Source organism: Sorangium sp. So ce1153 (genome assembly GCF_051521595.1).
In the GTDB taxonomy this organism is placed as follows: domain Bacteria; phylum Myxococcota_A; class Polyangia; order Polyangiales; family Polyangiaceae; genus Sorangium.
The window spans coordinates 10,318,770-10,345,437 of sequence record NZ_CP150361.1; the positions used below are offsets into that span (position 1 = coordinate 10,318,770).

Sequence of the window (26,668 nt, forward strand, 5' to 3'; positions counted from 1 at the left end):
AGACCGGCGCTGTCGTGGCTGGCCCCCGGTCTGCCACGCGCATCTACGCGACGCCGCCGGCAGCGCCAAGCGGACCCGCGCTACTTCGGCAGCAGCCGGCCACGCCTCGCGCCTTCGGAAGGAGCGCTCGCTCGGCCGTCCCGCGGCTGCCGAGCCGGCTCAAGGCCGGCAGCCGCTGCGCGCTGCGATGGAGCCGTGAAATCGTCGGTGCCTCCGGCTTGCCGGGCCGCTGACGCGAATATCAGTAATTGAGGTTGCGAACGAGAATGAGACCCTTCCCATTCCCGTCCATGTCATCCTCCCAAGCCACCACGAAGCGGCCCTGATCATCCACGGCGGTCACAGGCAACCGCTGCTGGCCGCTCGCGTCGCTATTGACGGTGAAATCAGCCCGATGCTGTGCGCCGCCGGCCGTGAAATCGCGCCCGAGGATCTGGTACACACCGTTGTCGTCCTGGTCATCCTCCCAGACCATCGCAAAAGCACCGTCGCCGCGCATTCCCACGCTGGGCGCATACTGCTGACCGTCGCCCACGCTGTTCACGGTCATCACCCCGAAGCGCTCGACGCCCGCGATCGTGAACCCGCGCGCATAGATCTGGTAGTAGCCGTTTGCGTCCTGGTCGTCCTCCCAGGCCACCACGAAGTTCCCGTTGTTCGCCATGCCGATCGACGGCTTGGTGTGCTGACCGGCAGCGTTCGTATTGGCCGCTCTCTGCGCGAACCGGTTGCCGCCCGTGGCGGTGAAACCCCGGTGGTAGATCTGGAAGTTGGCGTCGTCGTCCTGATCGTCTTCCCAGGCGACGACGAAGTCGCCATCGGAATCCATGGCGATGGCCGGATTGAACTGCTCGCCCGCAGCGACGCTGTTGACGGTGAACGTCGGGATGCGCTCAGCGCCGGCCGCGGTGAAGCCGCGCGCCAAGATCTGATAGTACCCGTTCCCATCCTGGTCGTCTTCCCAAGCAACAACGAAGTTACCGGTCGCGTCGCAGGCCACCGCGGGCCTCGACTGCTGACCACCCGACACGCTGTTCACCGTTCGGTCATGAAAGCGCTCACTGCCATTGGCGTTGAAGCCGCGCGCCAGGATCTGGTAGGCGCCGTTGCCGTCCTGATCGTCCTCCCACACCACCACGAACCGCCCCGAGTCGTCGATGGCGACGTCCGGGTGCTGCTGCTGACCCGCATCCACGCTGTTCACGGCGAGCTGCGAGAACAGCGCATTGCCGTCCGGGTCGAAGCCGCGCGCGTAGATCTGACCGACGCCGTTGTCATCGTGGTCATCTTCCCAGACCACCACGAAGTTGCCGTTGGGCGCCGTCGCGATCTTGGGATCGAAATGCTTGCCCGTGAGCTGCACGTTAGCCATGCGATCCTTGAACAGGATATCGTTGGCCACGTAAGCGTACGCGGGCATCGCAGACTGCATGTCGTAGCTGATGGTGTAGTTCTGCTGGTTGTGTTTGGTCGTGGTCGGACTGGACGCTTGGTTGTAGTTCAAGTACAGCGTCGCCTGGCAGTTCGCGAAGATCGCGCAGTTGCCGTCCTCGGCGCTCAGCGTCTGCACCGTGATCTGATTCTGCGCCGGCGCGAACGTGAGGACGCGCAGCCAGCCATTGCCCAGCGCGTGGCCGTTGCCCAGGACCGGCTCACTCTGAAAGTCGTTCAGGATCTCGTGTACGATGTTGCCGTTGTTGCCGGTGCGGCGGCGGTACGACACCCCCTGGATGTGTCCGCTCGCGGACATGAACACGTTGCTGTGGCGCTGGATCAGCTCTTCCCAGAGGTCTACGCCGTCGCGGCCCTCGAGGTTGTAGTTGTCGGCGCAGCCGCTCGCGTGCTCGGCGTTGTTGTCCATGTGGCAGTGCGTGGCCACGATGACGCGCCGGTCCGGGTGGCTCGCGATGACCTGATTCGCCCACGTCAGGACGTCCTTTCGCGGCGCGAACTCGAGGCTCATCACCATGAACTTGAGCCCGCCGGCCTCAAAGTACGTGTAGTTGTTCATGTTCGACGCGTCGTACGCACCGCCGTAAAACGACTCGCCCTGGTAGCGCGGCTGACCGAAGTAATTCGCGTACAGCGAGCTACGCTTGTAGGCTTCGCTGCTCGGGAAGATGTCGTGGTTGCCGATCGTCATGCTGTACGGCACGCCGGCGATGTCCAGCAGCGTGTGCGCGGCGCTCGCCACGTCGTACTCGCTGGCGATGTCGTGATTGGTGATATCGCCGAGGTGCACCGCGAACTTGATGTTGCGCGCGGCACGGTTATCGACGATCCACTGCATCTGGTGCTCGTAGACCTGGTACGAGGAGAACTCGCTATAGTTCTGAGGGTCGGGGATCAGCACGACCGAGAACGCGGCTTGCGCGCTCGCGGAGCGTGCTGCTACGCACCACAACGTGAACACAGCTGCTATGAGCATCAAACGATAGGGTCTTGTCATGTACGGGTGCTCCCCTGGCAGGAACGGACGAGCCTGACTCCAGTCGCGTTCACGCTTGTATACGGAGCGGATGGCAACTTCGTGCAGCTCTCGTTACCGCTCGTTGCCTCTCGCCCCGAGCTGCGCCGCGAAGTGTCGTCATCTGACCGTCGGGTCACCACGCCGTCGCGCCGCTGAAACAGAGACGCCACGGATCACCGGTAGCGTTGGCCGGGCTCACCAGCCCGTGAGCAGGATACGCTGCACTCTCGTTGGCCATGACTCGCACCGCCGCACCTCCCATCGCTGACTCGACCGCTTTCGAGGGCACATCAGGCCACACGGCCAGAGATGCCAAGAGCTTCGCCGCTCGGTTGCGGCGCATCGCGTCCGAGCCCTTCCTTCACTTCACGCTGCTCGGGGCGCTCGTGTTCGCCGGACATCGCCTGGTGACCCGCACGCTCGACGTGCCCACGGTCGACGTGTCGGTGTCGAAGCAGCGAGAGCTGGCCAGGTTGTTCGAGCAACGCCAGCGCAGGGCCCCGAACGACACCGAGCGCGAGCAGCTTATCCGGCGCTACGTCGAAGACGAAGCGCTGTTTCGCGAGGGCTTGCGCCTGTCCCTGGTGCACACGGACCCGATGCTGCGCGCGCAGGTCATCGCCCGCGTGCGCGGGATGCTGCAGGCCGAGATCGAGCAAAGGCCGCCCACGGACATCGAGCTACAAAGCTACTACGAAGCACATCTCTCCGACTACGCCGTCCCTGAGACCATCAGTTATCGCGAGTACCTTATTCGCAGCGGCCCGGACGCCGACGGCGACTCGCGACGGCTCTTGTCGATGTTGGAACGACAAGAAGCGGTCGACGGGCCGGGGATGCCCATCCCGACCGATCATTCGCGCCGCTCCGGTGCGGAGCTAGCCTCATTGTACGGTCCCGAGCTCGCACAAGAGCTCTGGACTCTCCCGAGCGGGAGCTGGCGAGCGCTGCGGTCCAGTAGCGGAGTTCACATCGTACGTGTCGCTGAGCGCACCGCAGCGTCGGAGCCCTCGCTCGCGACCGTCCGCGAGCAGGTGAGCTCGGACTACCGCAAGGATCGGACCGCGCGCGCGTTTCAAGCGGAGCTCACCCGTCTCACATCGAAGTGGCGCGTCCAGATCGAGGAGCAGCCATGACGAGGGCGAAGCGGCTGCGAGCGGCTGCGATGCTGTGGATCACCCTGTGTCTCCTGTACGCTGCGAGCGCGCGCGCCCACACGCCCTCGCTGAGCGTGCTGGCGCTCGACGAGCGCTCGCCGGGCGAGTTCATCGCTAGCTGGGAGCGCACGCAGGTCATCCAGGACGTCAGCGCGGCGTACGACTTACTCAAGCCCGTGTTCCCCGAGCACTGCCGGTTTGCGCCGCCGCGCCTCGATTGCGGCGAGCGCGGACTGACGGGCCGCGTCGGGTTCGACGGCTTGGGCGATCTCTCGACCTCGGGCATGATCAAGATCAAGTGGGCTGACGGCGGCACCCGGATATTGACCCTGACCGCCGCGCAGCCGCACGTCCGAGTGTCAGAGGCGCGGCTCGATACCACGGCGCTGCGCGGGGCGTCCAGTTTCATCTGGATCGGGGTCACGCACATCTGGCTCGGGCTGGATCACTTGCTGTTCGTGGTCGGGCTGCTCTGGCTGCTGGACTCGTGGCGCGTGCTGATCAAGACCGTCACGGCGTTTACGATCGCGCACAGCCTGACGCTCGGAGCGGCGACCCTCGGGCTGCACAGCCCGCCTACCGCCCCCGTCGAAGCCGTCATCGCGCTCAGCATCGCGTTCATTGCCGTGGAGATAGCTGGCGAGGCACGCACGAAGCAGCCGAGCTTGACCCGGAGGCGGCCCTGGGTAGTGGCGTTCGTGTTCGGTCTCTTGCATGGCTTCGGCTTCGCGAGCGCCCTGGCGGAGCTGGAGGTCGCCAGAGCGGAGCTTCCCATCGCGCTGCTCTGCTTCAACGTCGGCGTGGAGATCGGGCAGTTGGTGTTCATCGGAGGCTTGCTGGCGCTCCGCGCGGCGCTGCGTAGGCTCGAGCGCGCGTTGGGCCTCCGGTTCGCGATCGCCGGTTATTACTCCATGGGCATCCTGGCGATGTACTGGTTTTTCGAGCGCGTCGTCGCTTTCATGCCCGACGTCTGACGTCCGCGCGGCCTGCCTCGGTCTCGACGTCTTCGCCGATCACCTTCTACCTCGCTTGCTGCAACAGCCGCCGCCAGCCCCTCCCCGAGCTACAAGCAGCGTCGCCCTCACCGACGCTCCCCTCGCCCCCAATCCCTACCCAAAGCACTCTCCTGCCGCCCCATTCCCCCCGACCGAATCGCCCCGCACCCCTTCTGAATCGTCACCCCCCTCCAACCGCGTCGATCCGTCGCCTCCCGCCTCTCCGGTGCCCGTGATCGAGGACGAGACAGCACCGACGAGGAGCGTGAGGCGGGCGCGGATGCAGCTGAGGACCCCTGGATCCCGCACGAAAAGGTCGTCGCTGAGGTAAGAGCGCGCAGCACCGACCACGCGGTCGCGCCGGACCCCTGACGTACGCCGCCGCCTGCGGCCATCTAAGCTGCTACGCTGCCGGCGTGCCCACGCTCACGACCACTGCGATCGCCTCTGTCAATGTCGCTGCGCTTGCCAGCGCCGCCCGACGCGGCGAGGTCGACACCGATGTCGAGTTCGATATCATCGGCGCGTGCCTCGTGCTGGCCGGGACGCTCACCCTGCCGCTCGAGGCGACCCGCGTGGCCTCGGACGGCCTCCGGCTCTGGGCGCGCTGCCCCGGGTGCTCCGCGCGCGCGGTCGTGCTCTACCTCGATGCGCCGGGCCTGCGCTGCCGCCGCTGCGCCGGCCTCGTCTACCCATCGACACGGCAACCTCCCGAGGAGCGTGTCCTCGAGCAGGCGCTCGCACGCCGGACGAAGGCGCGGGCCGCGCTCGGCGCTGGGCCGGACCCGCGGGAGCCGCTCCCGCGACGACCGCCGGGCGTGCGCTCCTCGATCTGGGTACGTCGTCTCGACGAGCTCCACGAAGCCGACGCCGCGGTTCAAGCTGCGCTCAGGGCGCTCGTTGACCGGCTCGGCGCCCGCTCAGGAGTGCCCGCTCAGGAGGCCGGCCTCGCTGCGCCGCTGATCGCGTCCACGCCAGAGGTGCCTCCGAAGAAGCGCCGGCGAGCTCGCGAAATCACGCCCTGAGAGGCCTCCTGGTGAGTTGGCTCGCGGACTCGGATCCCGAAGCTCGCGCGTAACGGTCGTAGAGATCCGCGCCGTCCTCTCGTGACGTAGCTGCGACTATTCGGGAAAGCGGCGAGCTCCGTGCGCAGCACCGTCAGCGAGCGCGAGTCGAGCCTGATCCGCGATGCCCGGAACGCGCTCGACGCGCACGACGCCGTCGCCGACCTCGAGGCGCGCCGGCTACTGGAGGCCCACGCGCGGGAGTTTCCGCGAGGCCGGCTCGTCGCCAACGCGAAGCGCTGCTCAGGCAGATTCGCTGACGCACAGGCTGTCCGTCGACAGTTAGGATGCGGCGACCTTGGTGATCTTTTCGGATAGCACAAGGCAACACAAAGGGGGCATCTGGCGGACCGACCTCGCCCGGACCCGTCAGTTACTGTTCTGCGCGGCCTTGGCCAGCGGCCGGGTAGCCGAACCGCATCACCCCACCGCGGCGCGCTTCCGCAGAGGTTTCCCCTCGCGGGCTCGCCGGAGCGCTAGTACCTGGCTCACCTGGTTACCCCGCCTCCACCACCGCGCTGTGACGGAGGCGGCCCCCTCGAGAAATAAGACGAAATCGCCACGAGCGCCGACCTGACGTAGCTTTCCGAGGGTGACGGCGAAGTGATCGCCGTCGATCGCGCGTCGACGCGTCGGCGCGCTCTCCCATGCGCTTCTTCAACCGAGGATGACCACACATGCACAACGTGCGTTCCGATATCGACGAAAGTAAGAATGCCCATGAGGACCCGGGGCACGAGCAATTTCCAGTGGACACGCGCGTCATCACGAAGATCCGCCTTGCTACTGATGGAGCGGGGGGCGATCTTGTACGAATCGTGGTGATGAACGATCAGACGACGCCCCAACGATCTCCTTTCCGCGAGTACCACCACGGCAACACCGGCATATCCATCGACTCCATCACCTCGCTTACCATGCAGGCCGATAGGACCGAGGGTACACAGCAGGCGATCGACAGCTTCGTCGGAGCCATGCCGCTGCATCTCGACCTATCGCAGTCCGCCAGCTGGTGCTGCGGTGTGTACAGCCCCTCCGAGTCGCGCAAACGTCTTTACAAGGCGACGGACCCTGACGACAGCACCAAGATGATCGGCCTGCTCGTCGAGCAGGATGCGCAGGGTAAACTCGCGAAGATCACATGGTACAAGACTCAGGCCGCGAAAGCGCTGTTCAGCTCTACCCCCGGCGAGCTCAGCTTCGAGCTGGTGAAGGACGAGAACGGACTCCCTAGCCTGGATCCGAACGACATCGGCGGATGGACTTGGTACTACACCACGAGTGTCTGCAGCGGCTCGTGAGCCTGGCGAATCACACAGCGATCTGTCGCGCCAGGCGGAACCCCAGCACGCCGTGGCGCATGGTGGGGAGCTCGGAGTACCGGATCGCGAGGCGCATCAGGTCGCCAACCGAGATCCACGCCCCGCCGCGCATTGGCCTGTAGGCGGCGTCGTCCGCCGGCGCGACCTCGACCTGTACGACGTCGCCCTCCACGCGCGGACCATCGAGGAGCCACCGCTCTACACACCAGTCGCGCACATTGCCAGCCATGCCGAGGACACCATAAGGGCTGACGTCCGTGGGATACTTGTGCACGGGCATCAAGTGCTTCCGCTCCGGGTGGCTGCCCGACACGCACGCCCACGTGGGCTCGACCTGATCCCCCCATGGCATGAACCGTCCATCGACGCCGCGCGCCGCCTTTTCCCATTCCAGCTCGCTCGGGAGCCTCCACGGGAGGCCGGTCCTGCGCGCCCAGTACGCGGCATAGGCCATCGCCGCATGCCAGTCGACGAAGACCACCGGCAACGCATGCTCATCCTCGTGCGCCTTGAGGCTGTAGCGTCCCGAGCGCGCATCGAGCAGGTAGGCGAGCGGCGCGTCGTCGCTCATGGTGGCGCCCAAGGGCTGACGTGGACAGTGCTGGCGCGCCTCATCCGCGCGTCCTTCCTCGACCAGCGTGTTAAGAAACGCAACGAACTCGGCGTTCGTGACAGGATGCTGTTTGATCACGAACCCGTCGAGCCAGACGCGCCGCCGCGGCAGGCTCTCCCCCGCGCGCGGGTCACCGCCGGCGATGAACCACCCTGCCGGGACATAGACGTCGTCCGCTCCGAGCTCGTCGTCCCGAAGGAGGCGGATCGGGTACGGCGCTGTCCCCCCAGGGCGGACGCCGTCCCAATGCTCGTCGCCTCCGAGCGCTACCGGATAACGAACCTCGCGATAGCCAGGCGCCGTGAGGAGCAGGAGGTAGCTGCCACGCCGGAGGCCGAACTCACGGAGCGGCGCGATGGTTGTGAGCGCATTGTCGTCGCTCGGCATCAGGTAGCGGCCGACCGACTCGTAAGGCTTGATGGCGACGCGAGCGCCCTCTGGCGCGGTCACCAGCGTGAGCCGCGCATCGCCTCGGAGGAGAGCCTCGTAGCGCGCGCGTCCGCCCTGGGGAAGGTATCTGGCGTGATCCTCGAGGAGCGCCGCGAAGCGGGTCGCCGCGGGCTGGTCGTGCTCGGCCTGGGCCCGCAGCAGGCTCTCCGCGTAGTGCTCGGCGAGCGCGGTGTGCGCCTGTGTCAGATCGGGGACCTCGTTGAGCGCCGAGCGCAGCTTCTGTGTCCAGTAGATCTCCTCTCGCAACGCCTCCTGCTCGATCGCGGCCGCCTCGTCCGCGAGTCTCCAGCCCTCCGCCTTTTCCTGGGCTCGGTGAAACGGACGGAGCCCGTCGAGGATCTCCCGCGACCGCGCCCTGTGCTGGTCGGCCTCCGCCCGCATGCGCGCGATCCGCGCGCAGTGCGCGTCGCGCGCGTCCTCCACGATGCGCGCCGCGCGCTCCTGACGATCGGCGCCGTCGAGCCAGTCGCGCACCGCCTCCATCAACGCGCCGGCATCAGCGTAGCGGCCCCGAGGCGCCCGCTCCATCGCCCTGCGGCACAGGGCATGGAGCTCCTTCGGAACCTCGATGCGCGCGACCTCCTCGATCGGCCGCGGCGGCCCGCTCCGGACGCGCTCGACCGTCTGCTCAGGCCCCTCTCGCTCTCCGCGCGGAGGTGCGTACGGCGGCCGGCCGCTCAGGATCTCGTACAGCACGGCGCCGAAGGCGTACACATCGCTCGTCGGACCCATGGCCGCGATCTCGCCCTGGGCCTGCTCCGGAGACATGTAGAACGGCGTGCCGGCGACGCGCGTCCGCACGCTCGTCTCCGACGGATCCAGCGCAGGCGCCCAGGAGGCCGTAGCCCCGGCTGGCGCGACCGCCACGCTTCCGCCGAGTTTGCGGGCGAGGCCCCAGTCCATGACGTGCACCTCACCCAGCTCGCCGACCATGAGGTTCTGAGGGCTGATGTCGCGGTGAATGATGCGCTGCGCATGGGCGTGGGCCACGGGCTCGCAGAGCCGACGAAAATCGTCGAGCAGCCGGCGCAGGACCCTCACGAACTCGGCCCCTCTGTGGCTGTGCAGCGCGTCGATCCGCCTGCCTATCGTGTCGCCGTGGACCCGCTTCATGGTGAACCAGATGCGGCCGTCCGGCAGCTCGCCCCAGTCGTAGAGCGGGACGATGCCCGGGTGCTGCAGCTGGGCAGTCAGCGTGACCTCTTGCCGGAAGCGCGCGCAGTCGTCCGGCGAGCTCCTCGAGGGGAGCTGCATCTTCAACGCGACGCACCGCCGGACGTGACGGTCCCAGGCCTCCCGCACCTCGCTGAACCCGCCGACGGCGATCAGCCCGAGGTCGTTATACCGGTGCTTGAGCTCCTCCGGCGCGGACGGCGCCGGGAGGGTGTGATGGGGGTCGCCGATGCGCTGCGTCGGCGTCCGCGGGAGCGCGAGCTCGTAGAGCTCCGTGAGCTCGCGGAGCGCTTCCCCGCCGATCCCGTACCGCTCCGCGATGAGGCATAGCCGCTCGATCATGGTCCGTCCCGTCCGCCGAGGGCATTGTACTGCAAGAGCATTGTCCATTACCATGTGCCCGATGGGAGTCCTCCGGCATGTTTCTTCGGGAAGGTCGGTGGTGCTGGCCGCCCACTCCGTCGCGGGTCGCGCGGCGAGCTCTGCCGTGCGCCTCGCCGATCACGCCGCGTCGAACGATCACGCCTCGGTGTCCTGGAACGGCGAGCGCTGGCAGGTCCGCGATCTGGGGAGCACCAACGGCACCTTCGTCGACGAGGTCCGCGTTCTTCCCAGGGAGAAGGCGGACCTCAAGCAGGGGTCCATCCTCCGGCTTGGCAGCGACGCGGAGCGATGGGAGCTGACCGACGATCGTGGACCTGTGGTCGTGGCCCGCGCGGTTGTCACGGGTGAGGTCCACCAAGCGGTGGACGGGCTGCTCGCGCTTCCGGACCAAGACAACGTCCTCGTATCCATCATCACGGACTCCACGGGCCGGTGGCTCATGGAGGGCTCAGATGGGTCGCTGCATCAGGTGAGAGACGGGGAGGAGATCACGCTCGCGGGACAGAGGTGGACGCTCACGGTGCCGCCTGCCTCGCCCGTCGTCGGGACGTACAAGACGAAGCCGTCTTTCTCGCTCGCCACGTGCACCTTGCGCTTTCATGTGAGCCGTAACGAGGAACACGTGCGTATCGAAGCGGTCGATGGGGAAGAGACGCTGCCGCTCGGCCAGCTCACAGCCTTCTATGCCTTGCTACTCCTCGCCCGCGAGCGAGCGGAGGACGCCGGAAAAGCGAGTCTGCCCGTTGACGAGCAGGGATGGATCGACGTGAGCACGCTAGCGGACAGGCTCGGCGTGGAGGAGACATACCTGAACGTCCTCCTTCACCGCGCGCGCCGGACCTTCGCCAAGGCCGGCCTGGGAACTGCGATCGTGCAGCGGCGGCGGGGGGAGATCCGGCTCGGGACCGGACGTGTGGAGGAGCTCAAGGCGTAGCCTCTTCAACCGCGGACTATGCAGATGCGCATCATTCCGTCCAACATGTAAGATCCCTCGATGCACAGGCTGAGCGCTCTTCCACCTGAGCGCGCCGCCCCCTGAGTGCTCTTCGGCTGGAGCGCACAGCCACCTGAGCGCGCAGCTGGCCGACTCGTGCTGTCCAGCCGCCCGGAAATGCGATGACGTTCCAGTGCCGGCTATAAGCACGGCGAGCCTTCGCGCTTCGATGCGTGATCGCGGATGCACGGGCCGGACTTGAAATGATGTGAAATAAACAGCGCCTTGCAAGCGGCGACTTCCATTCTATCTTCCGGATGCTCCGCTGCAACGCCACCCGAGGAAGGACGCGCGGAGATCGGGATCTGGAGGATCGATGGGCACCCGCCCTGAGCTCGAGATCCCGGTAATGCGCGTGTTCATCCGGGCCCTCGAGCCGCTCGACAACGTCCCAGATTACATTCCCGGCGCGCGCCCAGCGGCGCCTTTCGGAGCGCAAACCATGAAATTTTGCATCTTCACAGGTCCCACCCTTCCGGCTGCGGAGGGCCAGCAGCAGATCGACGCAATCTTCCTGCCGCCCGCGGCCGAGAGCGATGTCTACCGCGCGGTGCTGGACAGACCCGTCGTCATCGGCCTGACTGGCGGTTACTTCGAGCGCGTCCCATCCGTGCCTTACAAGCAGATCCTCCGGGCGATGGCGCAGGGGATCCACGTCCTCGGCACGTCGAGCATCGGGGCGCTCCGCGCGGCCGAGCTCTCGCTCTTCGTCATGGAGGGCGTGGGCGCCATCTACGAGATGTGCGCGCGCGGCCATCTCGACGCCGCGAGGACGATGGAGGTAGGCCGATGAGCTCCAGCGAACAGGTCTCCCTCTCCGGCCTGGGCACCTACGTCCTCGGCCGGCTCCTCTGCGACCGTGAGGGTTTCACCCCACGCGGTATCGCGAAGACGCTTATGTTTCTTTTCAAAAGCATGCAAGGTCAAAACGACCCGATCCGACTCATCGAGAACGAACTCATCGACTTTGTGCGATCCGGTTTCGCCATACGCGTGAGGAGATCGTCCTATCAGATCACCGGTGACGGTCAAAGGGCCATCCGCATGGCCCTCCACCTGACACACCATAAAACCGTGAGCTGGAAAGCGATCAAGAATCTGGTGCCGGCCCGGATGGTCGAGGTGGAGATCTCAGCGGCGAAGGGCCGGAAGGAAATGGCCGTCGACATGTCCCCCGCGGAGGCCGCGAGCATCGCGCCCCTCCTCGCCAGCGCCTTTCACCTCGACCTTGGCCAGGCCCCATCGCTGCCACGCGTGCTCGGCGCGGTCGCCTGGAGTGCCATCGGCGTCACGACGGCAGATCCCTTCACCGTGGATGCCGTCATGCGGGTGCTGCTGAGCCGTCAAGCCGACGCCCCTCCTCAGGGGACACTGAAGCAGGCGATCGACCTGCTCGTGAGAAAGGCTTCAGCCCTCGGCACGGGAGCGCGCAGCCTGCTCGCTCCGCAGACAGCCCCTCTGCCCGCGGACGAGTCCGCCTTCGCCGCCCGCGTGCTCGAGGCGGCGCGGACGTCGAAGAGTGGGCGGTTCGGAGATAACAAGGTCTTCATCTCGCATGTGCTCCGACGCCTCGCCGAGGATGGCGTCGCGATCGGCGACGCGGACGCGTTCAAGGCCCGGTTGGTCTCCGCTCATCGCCGTGGGTTCCTGGCGCTCAACCGCGCCGACCTGGTCGAGGCCATGGACCCGGCCGACGTCGACGCCTCGGAAACCCGGTATCTCAGCACGACGTTCCACTTCGTGCGCATCTGATGTGGTGAGCGCCGACGAGATCCGCGCTTAAGTCGCGCGCGCCGGCGTCGACGAGCAAGAGGGAGAAGGGGTGCACCATGACGAAGCAGGACGCCCTGCTCGACGTGTTCCTGTCGACAGCGAAGAAAGACGTGTTCCACTCCGTGGAGCACCGCGGGCAGATCTGGCGCGAGGATCCGTTCGACGTCGATTCAGTGCATGAGGAGGCCCGCACGGCCTTCCAGCGACTGCTCACCCAGGTGACGACCCCGCCCGGCCTCGACGCGGGCCGGATCCTGCTGCTCCTCGGCGAGTCCGGCAGCGGAAAGACGCACCTCGTGCGCGCTTTCCGAAACCAAGTTCACCTCAACGGGCTCGGCTTCGTCGGTTACATGCAGATGACCACATCGGTCACGAGCTACAGCCGTTACCTGGTGAGCAACCTCGTCGACTCGCTCGACCAGACCTACTACGAGGCGCTGGGGACCGGCTCGGGGTTGCTCCGGCTCTCCAACGCGGTCGCGGCGAGGTGTGGTGATCCGGAGTCCATCCGGTCCTTGAACGAGCGCGAGAACCTGACCGAGGGCGAGGTCGTCGATCTCGTGGAGCGCGCCGCCGACAGGCTCATCAGGCACCCCCGCTATGCCGACCTCGACCTAGATCTCATCCGCGCCCTGCTCTACCTGCAGAGGCAAGATCCAGCGCTGAAGAAGCGGGTCGTGAAGTACCTGCGCTGCGAGGTGCTCTCGGAGCGGGAGCAGAAGCTCCTCGGGGGCCTATCGCCGAAGCGCGAGGACGAGGACGCCCAGCGCGTCGTCGAGGAGCTCGGCCGATTGATGTGGGCGTGCGACTCCCGCGCTCTGGTCCTCTGCGTCGACCAGTTCGAGGACGCGTACCGTGTCAACGATGCCGAGTCCCTGTTCCGGCGGGTGATGTCGTCGCTCTGCGCGGTCGCGGATCAAGTGCCCTCGTCGATCATCGTGATCGCCTGCCTCAGGGACTATTACGACACGATGCGCGTCCGCCTCACCCGGTCGACGCTCGATCGGGTCGAGCGTGACCCGGCGCCTGCTCTTCTGGTCGCGGAGAGAAGCAAGGAGGAGGTTGAGCAGATCATCCAGAAACGCCTCGCCTATCTGTACGAGACCGCGGGGCATGCGCCGGCGGACGGCGCGGCCGATCCCCTCTACCCCATCCCCCGAGAGTTCGTGGAGCAGCTCTCCGGGATGAGCGTCCGCTCGGCGCTCAACGAGTGCCAGATCTTCCGGGATGCGTGCATCGACGCCGGCCGGATCGTGGCGCAGTGGGGCACGAGCGCTCCTGCGAGTACACGGCCCCGGGCCCCCGCGGATCAAGATGTGCGCGCGGCCAAGGAAAAGGTCGAGCAGGAGTGGAACGACTTCCTGGCGCAGTTCGAGGACGACCCGTCCGAAGACGACACCGAGATCGCCGCCCTCTTCGCCTGGGCGGTAAACCATTGCGCCGAGGAGATCGAGAGTGGCGTTCGCTTCGATGCTCGGCCACGCGACAAAGCGGTCGAGATCGACATCCGGGTCCCGATCCCGGGCGGAGCGACTCGCGTCGTCGAGGAGATCCTCGTCGTGGTCTGCAACCAGGCACCCCAGGGCGGCGGGCTCCGAGCCCAGTTCGAGAATGCGCGCAAGCGCGCCGGGCGCCGGACCCTCGCGCTGCTCCGCTGCGGCGAGTTCCCGCGCAATCCCAACACGCAGGTGCACTCGGCGCTCGCCGAGATCCTCAAGAACGGCGGCCGCAAGGCGGTCTTCGAGGAGAGCGATCAACGCACCCTGGCCGCGTTCCGCAGGTTCCATGAGACCCATGCGCGACGCGAGCATTTCCGCGACTGGCTCAGGGAAGAGAACCACATCTCGCGTCTCTTGCCGCTCATCCACGTGCTGGATCTCGACCGCCTCGACCGCTTCGAGCAGGAACTCCCACCCTCCGCCCCGGCGCCTCGATCGCGAGGAGCCGTGCCGTCGCCCTTCGACACGTCACCTGCGAGGCCGGGCGCACCGGCCTCGGCCGCCGGTCCCGACGGTGCGATGCCAGGCAGCGCGGACGGAGCGGCGCCGCGGGAGGCCTTCTCCCTCGCGATCGGCACGACGGGGGAGCTCGTCTCCCACAAGCTCATGGTCGACGCAGGGCAGCTCACGGCGCACGCCGCCTTCCTCGGCAGCACGGGGAGCGGCAAGACCACGCTGGCGCTGAACGTGATCGAGCAGCTCCTGCTTCACGGCATTCCCGCCATACTCATCGACCGCAAGGGGGATCTCTGCGGCTATGCGCGACAGACGCTCTTCACCCGCGCGCACCCGGAGGCGGCGCTCGACGCCCGGCGGCGAGCCCTCGCGGAGCGACTCGACGTTGCCCTCTTCACGCCGGGGCACCCCGGCGGCCGCCAGCTCGGGCTCTCGCTGATGCCGAGCGGCATTGAGGCGCTCCCGGACCTCGAGCGCGATCAGGCCGCCGGCTATGCGGCACACGCCCTCGGCGACATGCTCGGCTACAAGCAGACGCGCAAGGACAAGGGTCTCCGCACCATCCTCGTCCAGGCCTTCCAGCTCTTCGCGGCGCACGGCTCCTCGCGCAAGCTCGACGTCGCGTCGTTGATCGACCTTATCGCGAACGAGGATCCGGCCCTCGTCGCTACCCTCGGGCGCCTCGATACACGGCTGTTCAAGGACCTCGTGCACGACCTCGAGGTGCTCAAGCTAAACACCTCGGACCTGCTCTCCATGGACGGCGAGGCGCTCGACGTCGAGCTGCTCCTCGGTCTCGGGCCCCACGCGCAGCCTGGGAAGACGCGACTCAGCATCGTCAGCACGAAATTCCTGGGCGACAGCGCGCGTGTCCTCTTCTGGGTCGCGCAGCTCCTGCTCGCGCTGAGCCGCTGGGTGAGCCGCGCGCCGTCGCCCCAGCTGCGCGCGCTGGTGTTGCTCGACGAGGCCGACATGTACCTACCGGCGCAGTCGCAGCCAGCAACCAAGGCGCCCATGGAGAACCTCCTGCGCCGTGCGCGCTCCGGCGGCCTCGGCGTCCTGCTCGCTACCCAGAGCCCGGGAGACCTCGACTACAGGTGTCGTGACAACCTCCGGAGCTGGTTCGTTGGTCGGGTGACCCAGCAGACTGCGCTCGACAAGATGAAGCCGCTCCTGAGCGACGCCCGAGTGGACGTCAGCGCCCGCATTCCCGGCCAGGAAGCAGGCGAGTTTCATCTGCTCCAGGATGGACGGGTGACAGCCTTCAAGAGGGATGTCCCGCTGCTCCGCGCCGAGCAGGTGCCAGAGAGCGAGATCCTGAAGCTCGCGAGGCGCCGCCCGCGCGACGCTGTCCGCTGAGCCGGCGCGCGCGAGCGCGAGCGCGAGGCGCACGTTTCTATTGTTGGATTCATCGGTGCCCATAGGCGCGAGGAGTGACACAGTGAGCGGCGCGATCAACGATTTCGAAGAAGAACGATCCAGACATGGCGAGCTGCTCGGGCGCGACAACGTGGTCGAGAGGCTCCTCTGGCTGATTGACGACAGCGCGCCGCGTGGCGGGTGGGTGCTCTTCCTGGGGAGCGCCGGCGCCGGCAAGAGCGCCATCATCAACCGCCTCCTGGACCTGTTGCCTCAGCACACGCCGCACCATTTCATCCGGCGCGATCACGACGACTGGGATCGACCCGACGCTGTGGTGCACAACCTCTGCGCGCAGATCGAGCGGATCCACCCGGAGCTGGCGGATGCCGAGCAGCCCGTGGAGACCCGGCTCGGGGAGCTCTTGCGGCGCGTCTCGAAGCGCCACCTCGTGCCTCGCGGCGACAGGCTCGTCGTCGTCGTCGACGGGCTCGACGAGGCGGCGAAGGACCGCAACGGCAAGAGCCTCTTGCCGCGCTTCTTGCCGCGCGTCCCGCCGAAGGGCGTCGCGCTCCTCGGCGCATCGCGGCCGATGTACCGCCGGCACGACTGGCCCGGCATCCTCGATCACGCGCGCACGCTCGATCTCGACGACGAGGAGTGGGCGCCCTCCAATGATGCTGTGTGCCGAGCCATCTGCGAGCAGCGCTCGCGCTCGCTCGCCGCGCCGTTCGACGCCTCGCTCATCGACGTGATCGTGCGCAGCGCGCGAGGAAACATGCTATACGCGAGCGGGATCTGCGACTGGCTCGCCGGTCAGCCGCCGGCGCAACGCACAGCGGCGCGAATCACGCAGGGGCTCACCCCGTTTCTCCGCCAGATCTTCGACGAGCTCCGCGACCTGGACGAAGCGCGACGCGCGCTGATCCTCAAGGGCCTCGGCCTCGCCTGCGCCGCGCGCGAGGCGCTCCCGCCGCACGTCTTCGGCGATCTGCTCGGCAGCGATCCGATCACCGCCGCTGGCGACGAGTTCCTGCGCGCCACGTTCCACCTGCTGCGCAAGGAGCCGACGCACTGGCACGACCACAGTCAGTTCGGCTATCGGCTGCGTCACGAGCACGTGCGCGAGGTCTTCGTCAACGAGCTCGGAGAGCGGGTGATCCGTGACCATCACCTGCACCTGCTCGGAGGGCTCGCGGCGTGGCCACCTGGCGAGGGCGACCCGGCCGGACGGCGCTACGCCCTCCGGCATGCGGTGATGCACCGAATCGAGGCGGGCGACGTGGACGGTGCGCAGCGCCTGTGCGTCGACGTCGGCTATCTGGACGCGAAGTGCCGCGAGCTCGACGTCACCTACATCGAGCGGGATCTGGAGGCGGTCATCGGCGCCTCGGAAGGCAGCGCGACCTTCGATCTCACAGCCGTGCTCGCCGCCGTGCGCGCGGAGGCGACCCGGCTGTCCGCTTACCGAGATCAGGGGCTGCTCCCCTCGCTGCTCTACAACCGCCTGCGCTGCGCCGGATGGCCCTCCGAGGAGATCGCGCGCATGCTCCACTTCGAGGGGAACCTGCCCCCGCTGCGCCTGTTGCACGGGGTGCGCCTCGGACCGACGCCGCTGCGCACGTTCTGCGAGCCGACCAAGGCGATCGTGGCGTGCGTCGTGAGCCCGGACGGCCGCTGCGCCCTGTCGGCCTCGGCCGATCGCTCGCTGCGCTACTGGGCGCTCGTCTCCGGCGAGGTACTCGCGACGATGCAAGGACATAGCGACGAGCTCACGGGTTGCGCGCTGACGCCGGACGGCAAGCTCGCGCTGTCGACGTCCGTCGACATGACGGCGCGGCTCTGGGATCTCGCGACAGGCCTCTGCATCGGCGTGCTCGACAACCGCGGTCGCTGGGCCACCGCCTGCGCGATCAGCCACGACGGCCAGATTCTCGTGGTCGGCTCGGACAACGGAGCCCTCACGCTCTGGGATAGAGGCTCGCTCCAGATCATCGGCACGCTGGAGGGTCACGACGATTACGTGACGGTGTGCATGACGACCCCCGGGGGTCAGCTCATCTCCGGCTCGCGGGACGCCTCGGTGCGCGTCTGGGACCTCGCGTCCCGAGGGCGCCTGTACGAGTTCTCCCCGACGGGCCAGGCGACCTCGTCCTCGCCGGCAGCCTCGGAGCAGGGTTGGATCACCGCGCTCGCCCTCATGCCGGGCGGCGAGCAGGTGCTCGCCGCGAGCGGGGACGGCACGCTCTCGCGCTGGGATCTCGCGCTCGGCCAATGTCTCCAGCGCGTCGGTTCGGGCCAGGGCCGCGTGGACGCGCTCGCGATCCTCCCGTGGGGTGGTCACCTGCTCTGCGGGATGGCAGACGGCGCGATCGCCGTCTGGGATCTCGCCGCCGAGCGCCGCATCCTGCGCCTCGCGGCGCACGCAAACGCGGTGTCCGCATGCGCCGCGACGTCAGACGGCCGCCGGATGATCTCCGCGTCGCACGACCGCTCGGCCAGGCTGTGGGAGCTCGGAGGTCCGGAGAGCCTCATGGCCCAGGACGGGCACGCCGCGCCGGTCACCGCGGCCGCGGTCACCCTCGATGGCCGGCTCGCGGTCTCGGCCTCGGAGGACCGGCAGCTCAAGCTCTGGGACACCGCGACCGGGGGGTGCCGCGCCACGCTGACGGGGCACGCCGACCTGGTGACTGCCTGCGCGATCTCCCCCGATGGGCGTCGCGTGCTCGCCGGCGCGCGCGACGGCGGCGTGCTGTTATTCCATCTGGATCTCGAGCGCGGCGAGGTGCGCGTGGAGACCGCCAAAGCACACCAGAACCTGGTGAGTGGCTGCGCGTTCCTGCCCGACGGACGGATGATCACTGCCTCCCGGGACGGCGCGCTCTGGATCCGCTCCGAGGCGACGCTCGACAAGCCCTCGCAGCTCGGCACCCACGAGGGGCAGATCACCGGCATCGCGCTGACCCCCGACGGGAAGCGGCTGATGTCGTTCTCTCGAGACGGCGCGGTGAAGCTCTGGCACCTCACCGACGGCTCACGTGCCCCCTCGTCGATCCGCCTCACGGGCGGGCTCCTCGCCGGAGCGATAACGCCGGACGGTGGGCGCGCGGTGCTCGTCCGCGCCGACGGCCAGATCGAGGTGCGCGAGTTGCCGAGCCTTGGCTATGTCCGCCAGATCCCCGGTCACACCCGGCGCGTGTTCGGCTGCGCCGTCTCGCCCGACGGCGCGCGCGTGTTCACGGCATCCGAGGACGAGACGGTGCGGGCCTTCTGCCTGGAGACGGGGCGGCCTCTGGGAACCCTGGTCGGGACCTCGTGGTTCCGATGCGTCGCAACGTGCTCCGGATTGCTCTGCGCCGGGGACGAGGAAGGCAACCTCTGGATGATCGTCGACGGCTTGGCCGCTGTCGACCCCCGCGCGAAGAGGAGCGCGAGGCGGCGACCCACGCTGTCCGACAGTGACAGATTCCGCCTCCGAGACACGCTCGCTGCGCTCTACGATACCGAGCACACCGCACGGCGCATCACCAGGGAAGCGGGAATCAGCCTGCACTTGGTCAGAATCGCCGGGAGCATCATCGACATCTGGGACGCTATCCTCGAGGAGGCAAGAAAACAGCATCGAATCGCAGATATCGTGCGTTGCGCGCTGGGAGAGTACTCCAACGACGATGATCTCCAAGTACTCGCAGAGAAGCTCGCTCGCTGAGAGACCCACGTTGCGGCCTGCAGGCGGCGGCGACGCAGGCGTGCTCCACCGGAGAACGAGGAGATGATGAATCAGGCTCTTTCCCCCGAAGCGATACGCATCTTGCGAGAGTCCCTTTCGTGGAAATATCCGTCCGACGCCGAGGTGCGCCGGTTCCTCGCTGATATCAAGCTCGACGCGACTCGCATCGCCTTCCACAACCGAGCAGACCTCACCTGGCATAGCGTCCTGGATGAGGCGCAGAAGCGGGGTGCGCGGTGGGTCTTCGCGGTGCTCGACCGCGCGATCGAGGAGTACCCCGAGGACGAGATCCTCAGACGCTTGCGCGAGGGCGCAGCGGTACGCTACGTCGAAGCGCCGAGCATCACCTCGCTTCCGTGGCGGGGCAGCGGCGGTCCGGCGCTGGAGAAAATCCTCGGCGCCCAGAGCGCGCTCGTCCCGGTGAACTTCCTTCAGATCGGCACACGCCGAGAGCAGGCGGTCGCGCGCATCAAGGTCTCCGGCTCGCTCGGAACGGGCTTTCTCATTCCCGGTGACCTCCTGGTCACCAATCACCACGTCATCGGTGGCCGAGACGCCGCTGCCAACGCGACCGTCCAGTTCAACTATCAGAAGACCGTCGAGGGCCGCGATGCGGAACCGGAGGAGTTGCGCTTCGACCCTGACGCCTTCTTCGTTACCTCCAGCGACGACGACTGCACGATCGTCAAGGTCGCGGGCGAGCCCTCCGCACGCTGGGGGACGATCGCGCTCCAGTCGGCCCGGGTCGAGTTTGGCGAACGGGTCAACATCATCCAGCACCCCGGCGGCGATCAGAAGCAGCTCTCGTTCTTCCACAACCTGGTTGTCTACGTGGGCGAGGGCCGCGTGCAGTACCTGACCGACACGCTGCCCGGCTCATCCGGCTCGCCCGTCTTCAACAAGCACTGGGAGCTCGTCGCGCTGCATCACAGCGGCGGATGGCTCCTCGAGCCAGGAACCAAGGACCGCTTCTTCCGCAACGAAGGGATCCATGTCGATCGGGTGGTAGATGTGCTCCGCAGATGCCGTTGAGACATGAATTCCCTCGCCCGCCGATCCGCGCCAGAGGGCGTCATCTGCGACGCGGCATTCAACGAACCTCGCGAACGCTCCACTTTTCCGGAGGCACACAACAATCAATCGAACCATTTTTCTCTCTGGACCTGCAGTACAAGATTCACACACGAATCGTAGGCAGCAACCCAATTACTAAGGCAAGAGCCAGCGGAGCGCAACGATACCCGAAGGACACCATAAAAATTGTTTACACAAAGAACGCAAGCAAATTCAACCTTACGAATAATAACTTAAGAAGCTGATCTGAACACAAGGAGAGATCCACATGGCAGAGCGACAGGTTACGAGGACGGACAAGGACAACAACGGCGACATCACCAGGCTCTGCAACCCTGGAACGACTTGGTCGCCACGGACGAAGAGCGAAGCCATCCGCGACATTGATTCGGGAGCTCACACGTATTTCGTTTCCTGGCCTGACGGGCGCCGGACCGAGGTCCGAGTCGTGAATGGGCCCACAGGCAGGTATCTGCGAACGGACCGGGACTCCACGACACGAAACAACCTGGCCGACCTCCCGGACTGCTGAGCACATAGGAGAAGAACACATGGCATATTTCATGACTCGCATCGAGCTGCACTCCGCTACCCCGGACGACTACAACACACTGCACGCCGCGATGGAGGCAGCTGGATTCAGCAGGATCGTGCCTGCTGCGGACGGCAAACACTACCACCTTCCATCGGGAATGTATTTCCTCGACTCGTACGCGGACACGGCGGCAACTGTACGCGATCGAGCTAACGCCGTCGCGGCCACGACTGGCAAGAGCCGTGAGGTGCTCGTTACACAGGGAACGAGCGCCTGGATAGGGCTGACAGTCGTTCAGGCGACGAATGCCTCGTCGACAGATTACTTCCGTTGACGGGTAAACCAGCCTGATGCGCGGCCAAGGTGCATGAATCAGAGCGGCAGCGCCGCACCTGTCTCGTCAGTTTTCTTCGACGTAGGATGCGCAGGCCGCATGCGCCCCCTCCTCGTGGGGCTCTTGATCCTCGCCTTGGCGACCGGGCTCGCCATCCTCCATCGCCGGCGGAAGCGGCGCTCACGCGCGCTTCCGCTCGGCGCTCGCCTGGATATCACGGTGGTCATGTGCACGGCCGGCGCCGACGCCATACGGCGCACGGTAGCGGGTCGTGCTCCCCGCATGGCCGGCTCAGCCGCCAACGGTGGCGCAGAAGAGCTGGCCGCTTTTCTCTCCAGGGTGAACTACGTGATTCGTCCTGAGGCGGGTCAGCTGACCGAGGGCCGGCGCACGCCGCTATACCTGCGTCAGGGCGTCAGGGCGAAGCAGTAGATCCCGCCATAGCCGCCGCCGGAGCCGACGCTGGTCGACCCCGGCTGCGGGCCTCCCGTGTCCGCGATATTGACGCCCGGCGCGCACCCCGGTGCATCGTGGGACGATATCCAGTGGGCTCCACTCATGCCCCCGCCCGGGCCGCCGCCGCCGCCCCTCGGCCACGAGTGCCCGAGGCGCGGTCCCCCGGAGCCCCTGTCGCCCGTCGCGCTCGTCCAGTCCTTGCACGTCGACGTGGCGCTCTGGAGCCGCCCCTCGGTGTTGGAGCCCGTCATCGTGTCGTGGTTGTCGACCTCGGGTTGACCGGGATCGGGCTGGTGGTTGGGGACGCCGTCCTCGTTCGGCAGATCGTCGACGATCGCCTCATCGGCCCCGCTCGGACGCGTGTTGGGCAGTTCCTCCTTGTTGTTCGCGACCAGCCGGCCGAGCCTGTCGTACCAGGGCCCCTCGCCGATCCGGTCGATCGCGTCGACCTGGTTACCATCCTCCCCTGCCACAGCGCTCAGGTACGCGCGCCACGTCTTGCCTCCTGCGCCCGGGAGGCTCTTCTCGGCGATCGTCGCGCAGATCTTGTCCGCGCCGCGGAGACCGGCGCCCGGCCCTGTCTCCCCGAAGCGGAGGTCGCCCCCGAACCCGTCCTGGGAGCCCGACAGCTCCCGCATGGCGGCGAGGCTGGTCACGAAGAAGCTGAATCTCTCGGTCGTCCCCCCGCCGGAGGAGGTGGACGAGGCGGCGTCGCCGCCAGAGGTCGACGAGGTGGCGTCGCCGGATGACGAGGCGGTGCCGCCGCCGGAGGAGGTGGAGGAGGTGGACGAGGCGGTACCGCCGCCCGACGACGAGGTGGTGCCGCCGCCGGAGGTGGACGAGGTGCTGGTCGCTCCGTCGCTCGAGGCGTCCGCAGTCGAGTCCGAACCGGAACAGCCGGCCACGTACGAGAACAGCGCGACGGTAAGAGGCAGCAGCAACGGTCGATAAGTGCGTTTCATGGTCTCCGTTTCCTTTCCTGTATCAAGCTGGAGGGGCAGCTGCGCCGTGGAGCGGCGAAGCTCATGGGCATGTGGAGCGCTCTGGCAGGTCTTGGCGTCGGGGCGCTGCGAGCTGCCATTGCACGAGGTCAGCCCCGCGAGCACCACCGGCCGCTCGATCCGGAACGAGATGACCAGAGCGACCCGGCCGGGGCGCGATCATCGCGGAGCCCACGGCCTCGCGCCCCCCCGAGTCCAGCTTGTCGTTGCTGCCACGCACACCTACCGAGCTCGATCAGGCGAGAGACAGGGGGCGACGACCCAGCCAAGGGCGCTGGTGCCCCATCCGCACGGCGAGGGGAATTTATCAATTCGGCAAACTTTTTGCAACATCCAGATGGCCACGTCGCAACGCTGCGGGATCGGGGGTCGGTTTTTTGCGAAAGCCCCCAAGGCGTCGGCGCAGCTGGTCAGCGCGCGGCCACGATCTCCCCCTCGACATCCGCACGCGATAAGCCCGTGCGCGAAAGCCTCAGTATCGACGCGCGCGACGAGCTCGCGCGCCACATGTTGCATGGCACGAGTCGATACGGCCGCTCGGCGCTCACCCAGGCGAACATCGAGGTTCCCGAGCTCGCTGGCGTCGATCCCGACGCCACGGCCGCGCGGTTCGCTGGGGTGCCATCTACATGGTGCGCGACGCTGTCACCTGGAGACCTACCGCTCGCGCCCGTACACGGATCACGTGGCCAGGAGTCGGTCGAACGACCGCACGACGGCCGACCGCTTCCGCACCGCCGCGCTCGCCGCTGGCGGCAAGGACCGCGGCGCTCCCGGCCAGCGCCCATACCGCCCTGGCCACCATGCTACGTTCGTGCTCGATCTCGACCGAAGCAACATCGCGGGCGTCCACCACAACCGGTCGAACAGGGCGGCAGACGCCGCAGACGCTATCAAGATCACGTTCCGGCCTGGTCGAGGCGCCGCCATGGCGCTGAGCCACCACCCTTGCGCACCTTACGGCAGATCCGGAGACCCCCCAGCGAGGCGCTTCCATCGTTCCTGATTCCACTTTCGCCCTCCTGGTGGTATCGTGGAAGACATGCCCCGGTCTCGATATCCAGGAGCGTTGTCGCATCCGCGCGTCAACGAGCCTGGACACGGCGACGGCACGGAGGGTAGCGCTCGTGTGGCAAGCATCGGCTTCCGCTGGACAATCTGACGCCAATCTCCAGATGGTGGACAGCGCGCGTGCCGTTGCCGCGCGCTCCAACAGCTCTGGCGACGCCGGTCCCGCTTCTTCTGCGGCCGGGCGGGACGAAGTAGCGCAGGACCCGCGGCGCAACCAGCTCGTCGCCGGGCGGTACAAGCTCTCGCGGCTGCTCGGACGCGGCGCGATGGGCGAGGTGTGGCTCGCGCACGACAGGGCCCTGCGGATCGACGTCGCGCTCAAGCTCCTCACGGTCCAGCGCGAGAGCCAGGCAGGCACCGCCCTGGAGCGCTTCCGGTTCGAGGCTCAGCTCGCGGCGCAGCTGGCGCAGAAGACGGACCACGTCGTCGCCGTGCGCGACGTCGGCAACGATCCTGCCGCGGGTCCGTACCTCGTCATGGCCTACGTTCGAGGTCGGTCCCTGAGGCAGCTCATGCAGGAGCGAGGGCCGATGTCCCCGGCGGAGCTCGCCCCGCTCCTCGGCCAGATCGGAGAGGCCCTCTCGGTCGCGCACGGCCTCGGCATCGTGCACCGCGACGTCAAGCCGACGAACGTGCTCCTCGAGGAGGAGCGCAACGGTGAGGTGCGCGCCAAGGTCGCAGACTTCGGCATCGCCAAGTGGATCCGAAAGGACCTGCCAGCCGACTTCCCCCGTCGAACCGCCGACGGCGTGGTGCTGGGCACGCCGGCGTACCTGAGCCCGGAGCACACGTGCGACGGGGACACCAACCCGCACTCGGACATGTGGGCGCTCGCGGTCGTCTCGTACGAGGCGCTCACGGGCCGGCTGCCCTTCCCGGGCCACACCATGAGCGACGTGCTCGCCTCGATCCTGGCCAGCGCGCAACCACCGCGGCCGGCGCTGTACCCGGAGGCGCCGCCAGCGCTCTCCGCCTGGTTCACGCGGGCATTCGCCCTGGATCCGGCGGAGCGGTTCCCCTCGATCGACGCCATGATCGCCGCCTACAAGGCCGCGGTCGGCCTGTCGGGGGCGCCGGCGCGACCCGAGCTCGCGCGCCGGGGCAAGCTGGGCCTCGCGGCCGGCCTCGTCGTGGCGCTGGGCGTCGTGCTGTCGACCGGCGCGCTGTGGGCGCAGGTCCAGGTCCCCGCCGCGCTGCGGGCGTCGAGCGTCGACGCGCGCGCCGCGTCGATCGGTGGCGCCGTGCAGGCGCGCGTCGCTGCCCAGGCGAGCCCACGTCCAGCAGCGAGATCGGCCGACGCCGCGGCGGCGGAGGCCGCCGTCCCCGCGCCCGAGGAGGCCTCCGTCCCCGCGGGCGCGCCGCGCCCCCTCTCCGCGCAGGCCGCGCGCCCGGTCGACCCCCGCCCGGCGCCGCGGAGCGCGCCCCCCCTCCGCGGCAACCGCGCGACGAGCGCGCGGGGCGGGCCCACCGAACGCGATCTGCTCAGGACGCGCCACTGAGCGGTTGTTGTGTCCTCCCCCTGGCCCGAGGGCTGGGACCAGTAGAAGATCTCGACACCTTCTCGCGGATCGGCGACCAACTTCGCGTCTGGTTCGTCCTGGCGCGGGAGATCGGCCGGCCGTGGACGATGCCTATCTCCTCGGGGGCCAGCGCGCATCGTTTCTTCTGATCGGAGGTCGATTTGAAGCTACTCGACAATTTGCTGTGGCTGTGCAAGATCCCGTCGCCGTCAGGTGAGGAGCGCTTGCTGGCCGACGAGCTGGATCAACGTCTCGCGGCGTTACCCTTGGCCTCATCGCTGCGCCGCTACGGTAACTCTCTGGTAGCGCCGCTCTCGCGCGGGTCGGGAGGCCCCAGGGTTCTACTCGTCGGGCAGCTCGACGTGGCGAACCCGGGGCAGCGAGGAGGGGCGCGGGTGGAGAACAACCGCGTGCTGGGCGCTGGAGCTGCCGAGAAGAGCGGCCTGTGCCTGATGCTCGATCTGGCCGAGCGAAGGCCGCCGGTACGCGCCGACATCACCCTCGTCTTTCACGCTCGCGGAGAGTGCGGCTTCGACGGGAGCGAGCTCAGGCTGGTCATGGCGAAGGACGCCGAGCTCCGGGATGCCGACTTCGCCCTGGTGCTCAAGCCCACGGACAACAAGCTGCAGCTCGGCTCGGGAGGCTCCACGCACGCGACACTGGCGTTTGCAGGCCGCACGGCGCACAGCGGGTTGCCCGGGGCTGGCGTGAATGCGATTCACAAGTTCGCGCGCGTGCTCTCTCATCTGGCCGCGTTCGAGCCCGTACCCGACGTCGTGGACGGCCTCACCTGGTACGAAACGATGAGCGCCACCTCGGCCCACGGGGGCCGCGCCGGCAGCGTCGTGCCAGACCAGCTGGAGGTGAACGTGCACCACACGTTCGGTCCGAGCACGGACTCCCACACCTCCCAGGAACGGCTGATGGCGCTCGTGGACCGCGTGGGGGCCGTCCGGTTCGAGGAGCTCTCCGAGCCGGCGCCGCCGAACCGGAGCCACGCGCTCATCGCCGCGCTCGAACAGAGCGGCGTTCAAGGCGTGGAGGCCCGGCAGAGCTGGACGGAAGTGGCAGGCTTCGCGGCGCTCCGGATCCCGGCGGCGAATTTCGGACCGGGCGCGGAGCGGACAATGCACGCCCAGAACGAGGTGACGGAGATTGCAGAGCTCGAGCGGGCGCAGACCATCCTCGACCGCTGGCTCGCCAGCATGAAGTGACGCGCCCCTCGCGTCGGCGCATAT

The 26,668-nt window shown here is 67.6% G+C and carries 20 protein-coding genes; 17 read left to right on the plus strand and 3 right to left on the minus strand.

What is annotated here, in order from left to right:
- Nucleotides 1-241 precede the first annotated feature (241 nt).
- Complete coding sequence (locus WME85_RS37290; protein WP_437827835.1) at nt 242-2,449, minus strand: metallophosphoesterase; 2,208 nt, start codon at nt 2,447-2,449, stop codon at nt 242-244.
- A gap of 257 nt (nt 2,450-2,706) precedes the next feature.
- On the opposite strand from WME85_RS37290, the gene WME85_RS37295 reads away from it, so the two are divergent.
- From WME85_RS37295 to WME85_RS37315, 5 genes are all read left to right on the plus strand, one after another.
- Nucleotides 2,707-3,606 carry a peptidyl-prolyl cis-trans isomerase gene (locus tag WME85_RS37295; protein WP_437842450.1) on the plus strand — a complete coding sequence of 300 codons (900 nt, stop codon included), beginning with the start codon at nt 2,707-2,709 and terminating at the stop codon, nt 3,604-3,606.
- On the plus strand, nt 3,603-4,601 hold the full coding sequence (locus WME85_RS37300) for a HupE/UreJ family protein (RefSeq protein WP_437827836.1): 999 nt from the start codon (nt 3,603-3,605) through the stop codon (nt 4,599-4,601). Before WME85_RS37295 ends, WME85_RS37300 begins: the two co-directional genes overlap by 4 nt.
- A 437-nt stretch (nt 4,602-5,038) precedes the next feature.
- Nucleotides 5,039-5,647: a hypothetical protein gene (locus tag WME85_RS37305; RefSeq protein WP_437827837.1), complete on the plus strand. Its 609-nt coding sequence runs from the start codon at nt 5,039-5,041 to the stop codon at nt 5,645-5,647.
- Between the two features lie 120 nt (nt 5,648-5,767).
- Nucleotides 5,768-6,004 (plus strand): hypothetical protein, encoded by a 237-nt coding sequence (locus WME85_RS37310; RefSeq protein WP_437827838.1) that lies wholly within the window; start codon nt 5,768-5,770, stop codon nt 6,002-6,004.
- 359 nt (nt 6,005-6,363) lie between these two features.
- Nucleotides 6,364-6,987: a hypothetical protein gene (locus tag WME85_RS37315; RefSeq protein ID WP_437827839.1), complete on the plus strand. Its 624-nt coding sequence runs from the start codon at nt 6,364-6,366 to the stop codon at nt 6,985-6,987.
- 10 nt (nt 6,988-6,997) lie between these two features.
- On the opposite strand, the gene WME85_RS37320 is transcribed toward WME85_RS37315, so the two are convergent.
- Nucleotides 6,998-9,586 carry an SUMF1/EgtB/PvdO family nonheme iron enzyme gene (locus WME85_RS37320; RefSeq protein ID WP_437827840.1) on the minus strand — a complete coding sequence of 863 codons (2,589 nt, stop codon included), beginning with the start codon at nt 9,584-9,586 and terminating at the stop codon, nt 6,998-7,000.
- Nucleotides 9,587-9,647: 61 nt separating this feature from the next.
- Between WME85_RS37320 and WME85_RS37325 the strand changes: the two genes are divergently transcribed.
- The 9 genes from WME85_RS37325 (at nt 9,648) to WME85_RS37365 (ending at nt 21,814) form a co-directional block, all read left to right on the plus strand.
- Nucleotides 9,648-10,562, plus strand: a complete 915-nt coding sequence (locus WME85_RS37325; protein ID WP_437842453.1) for an FHA domain-containing protein — start codon at nt 9,648-9,650, stop codon at nt 10,560-10,562.
- A gap of 502 nt (nt 10,563-11,064) precedes the next feature.
- Nucleotides 11,065-11,415 carry a TfuA-like protein gene (locus WME85_RS37330; RefSeq protein ID WP_437827841.1) on the plus strand — a complete coding sequence of 117 codons (351 nt, stop codon included), beginning with the start codon at nt 11,065-11,067 and terminating at the stop codon, nt 11,413-11,415.
- On the plus strand, nt 11,412-12,374 hold the full coding sequence (locus tag WME85_RS37335) for a hypothetical protein (RefSeq protein WP_437827842.1): 963 nt from the start codon (nt 11,412-11,414) through the stop codon (nt 12,372-12,374). Before WME85_RS37330 ends, WME85_RS37335 begins: the two co-directional genes overlap by 4 nt.
- Before the next feature lie 77 nt (nt 12,375-12,451).
- A complete protein-coding gene (locus tag WME85_RS37340; protein ID WP_437827843.1) occupies nt 12,452-15,709 on the plus strand; it encodes an AAA family ATPase in 3,258 nt (1,085 codons plus the stop codon).
- A gap of 82 nt (nt 15,710-15,791) precedes the next feature.
- Nucleotides 15,792-19,418, plus strand: coding sequence for an effector-associated domain EAD1-containing protein (locus tag WME85_RS37345; protein WP_437827844.1), 3,627 nt, complete (start codon nt 15,792-15,794; stop codon nt 19,416-19,418).
- 63 nt (nt 19,419-19,481) lie between these two features.
- Complete coding sequence (locus WME85_RS37350; RefSeq protein ID WP_437827845.1) at nt 19,482-20,471, plus strand: trypsin-like peptidase domain-containing protein; 990 nt, start codon at nt 19,482-19,484, stop codon at nt 20,469-20,471.
- Between the two features lie 310 nt (nt 20,472-20,781).
- Nucleotides 20,782-21,045, plus strand: a complete 264-nt coding sequence (locus WME85_RS37355) for a DUF3892 domain-containing protein (RefSeq protein WP_437827846.1) — start codon at nt 20,782-20,784, stop codon at nt 21,043-21,045.
- Between the two features lie 19 nt (nt 21,046-21,064).
- Nucleotides 21,065-21,382, plus strand: a complete 318-nt coding sequence (locus WME85_RS37360) for a type V toxin-antitoxin system endoribonuclease antitoxin GhoS (RefSeq protein WP_437827847.1) — start codon at nt 21,065-21,067, stop codon at nt 21,380-21,382.
- Nucleotides 21,383-21,481: 99 nt separating this feature from the next.
- On the plus strand, nt 21,482-21,814 hold the full coding sequence (locus WME85_RS37365; RefSeq protein WP_437827848.1) for a hypothetical protein: 333 nt from the start codon (nt 21,482-21,484) through the stop codon (nt 21,812-21,814).
- Here WME85_RS37365 and WME85_RS37370 read toward each other — a convergent pair.
- Entirely contained in the window at nt 21,790-22,494 is a 705-nt protein-coding gene (locus WME85_RS37370; protein WP_437827849.1) for a hypothetical protein, read from the minus strand. The genes WME85_RS37365 and WME85_RS37370 overlap by 25 nt on opposite strands.
- Between WME85_RS37370 and WME85_RS37375 the strand changes: the two genes are divergently transcribed.
- The 3 genes from WME85_RS37375 to WME85_RS37385 all read left to right on the plus strand — a co-directional run bounded on the left by WME85_RS37375 (nt 22,475) and on the right by WME85_RS37385 (nt 26,644).
- Entirely contained in the window at nt 22,475-22,789 is a 315-nt protein-coding gene (locus tag WME85_RS37375) for a hypothetical protein (RefSeq protein WP_437827850.1), read from the plus strand. The two genes, WME85_RS37370 and WME85_RS37375, sit on opposite strands and share 20 nt — an antisense overlap.
- A gap of 1,225 nt (nt 22,790-24,014) precedes the next feature.
- Nucleotides 24,015-25,409, plus strand: coding sequence for a serine/threonine-protein kinase (locus WME85_RS37380; protein ID WP_437827851.1), 1,395 nt, complete (start codon nt 24,015-24,017; stop codon nt 25,407-25,409).
- 182 nt (nt 25,410-25,591) lie between these two features.
- Nucleotides 25,592-26,644 (plus strand): M20/M25/M40 family metallo-hydrolase, encoded by a 1,053-nt coding sequence (locus WME85_RS37385; RefSeq protein ID WP_437827852.1) that lies wholly within the window; start codon nt 25,592-25,594, stop codon nt 26,642-26,644.
- The last annotated feature ends 24 nt before the right edge of the window (nt 26,645-26,668 follow it).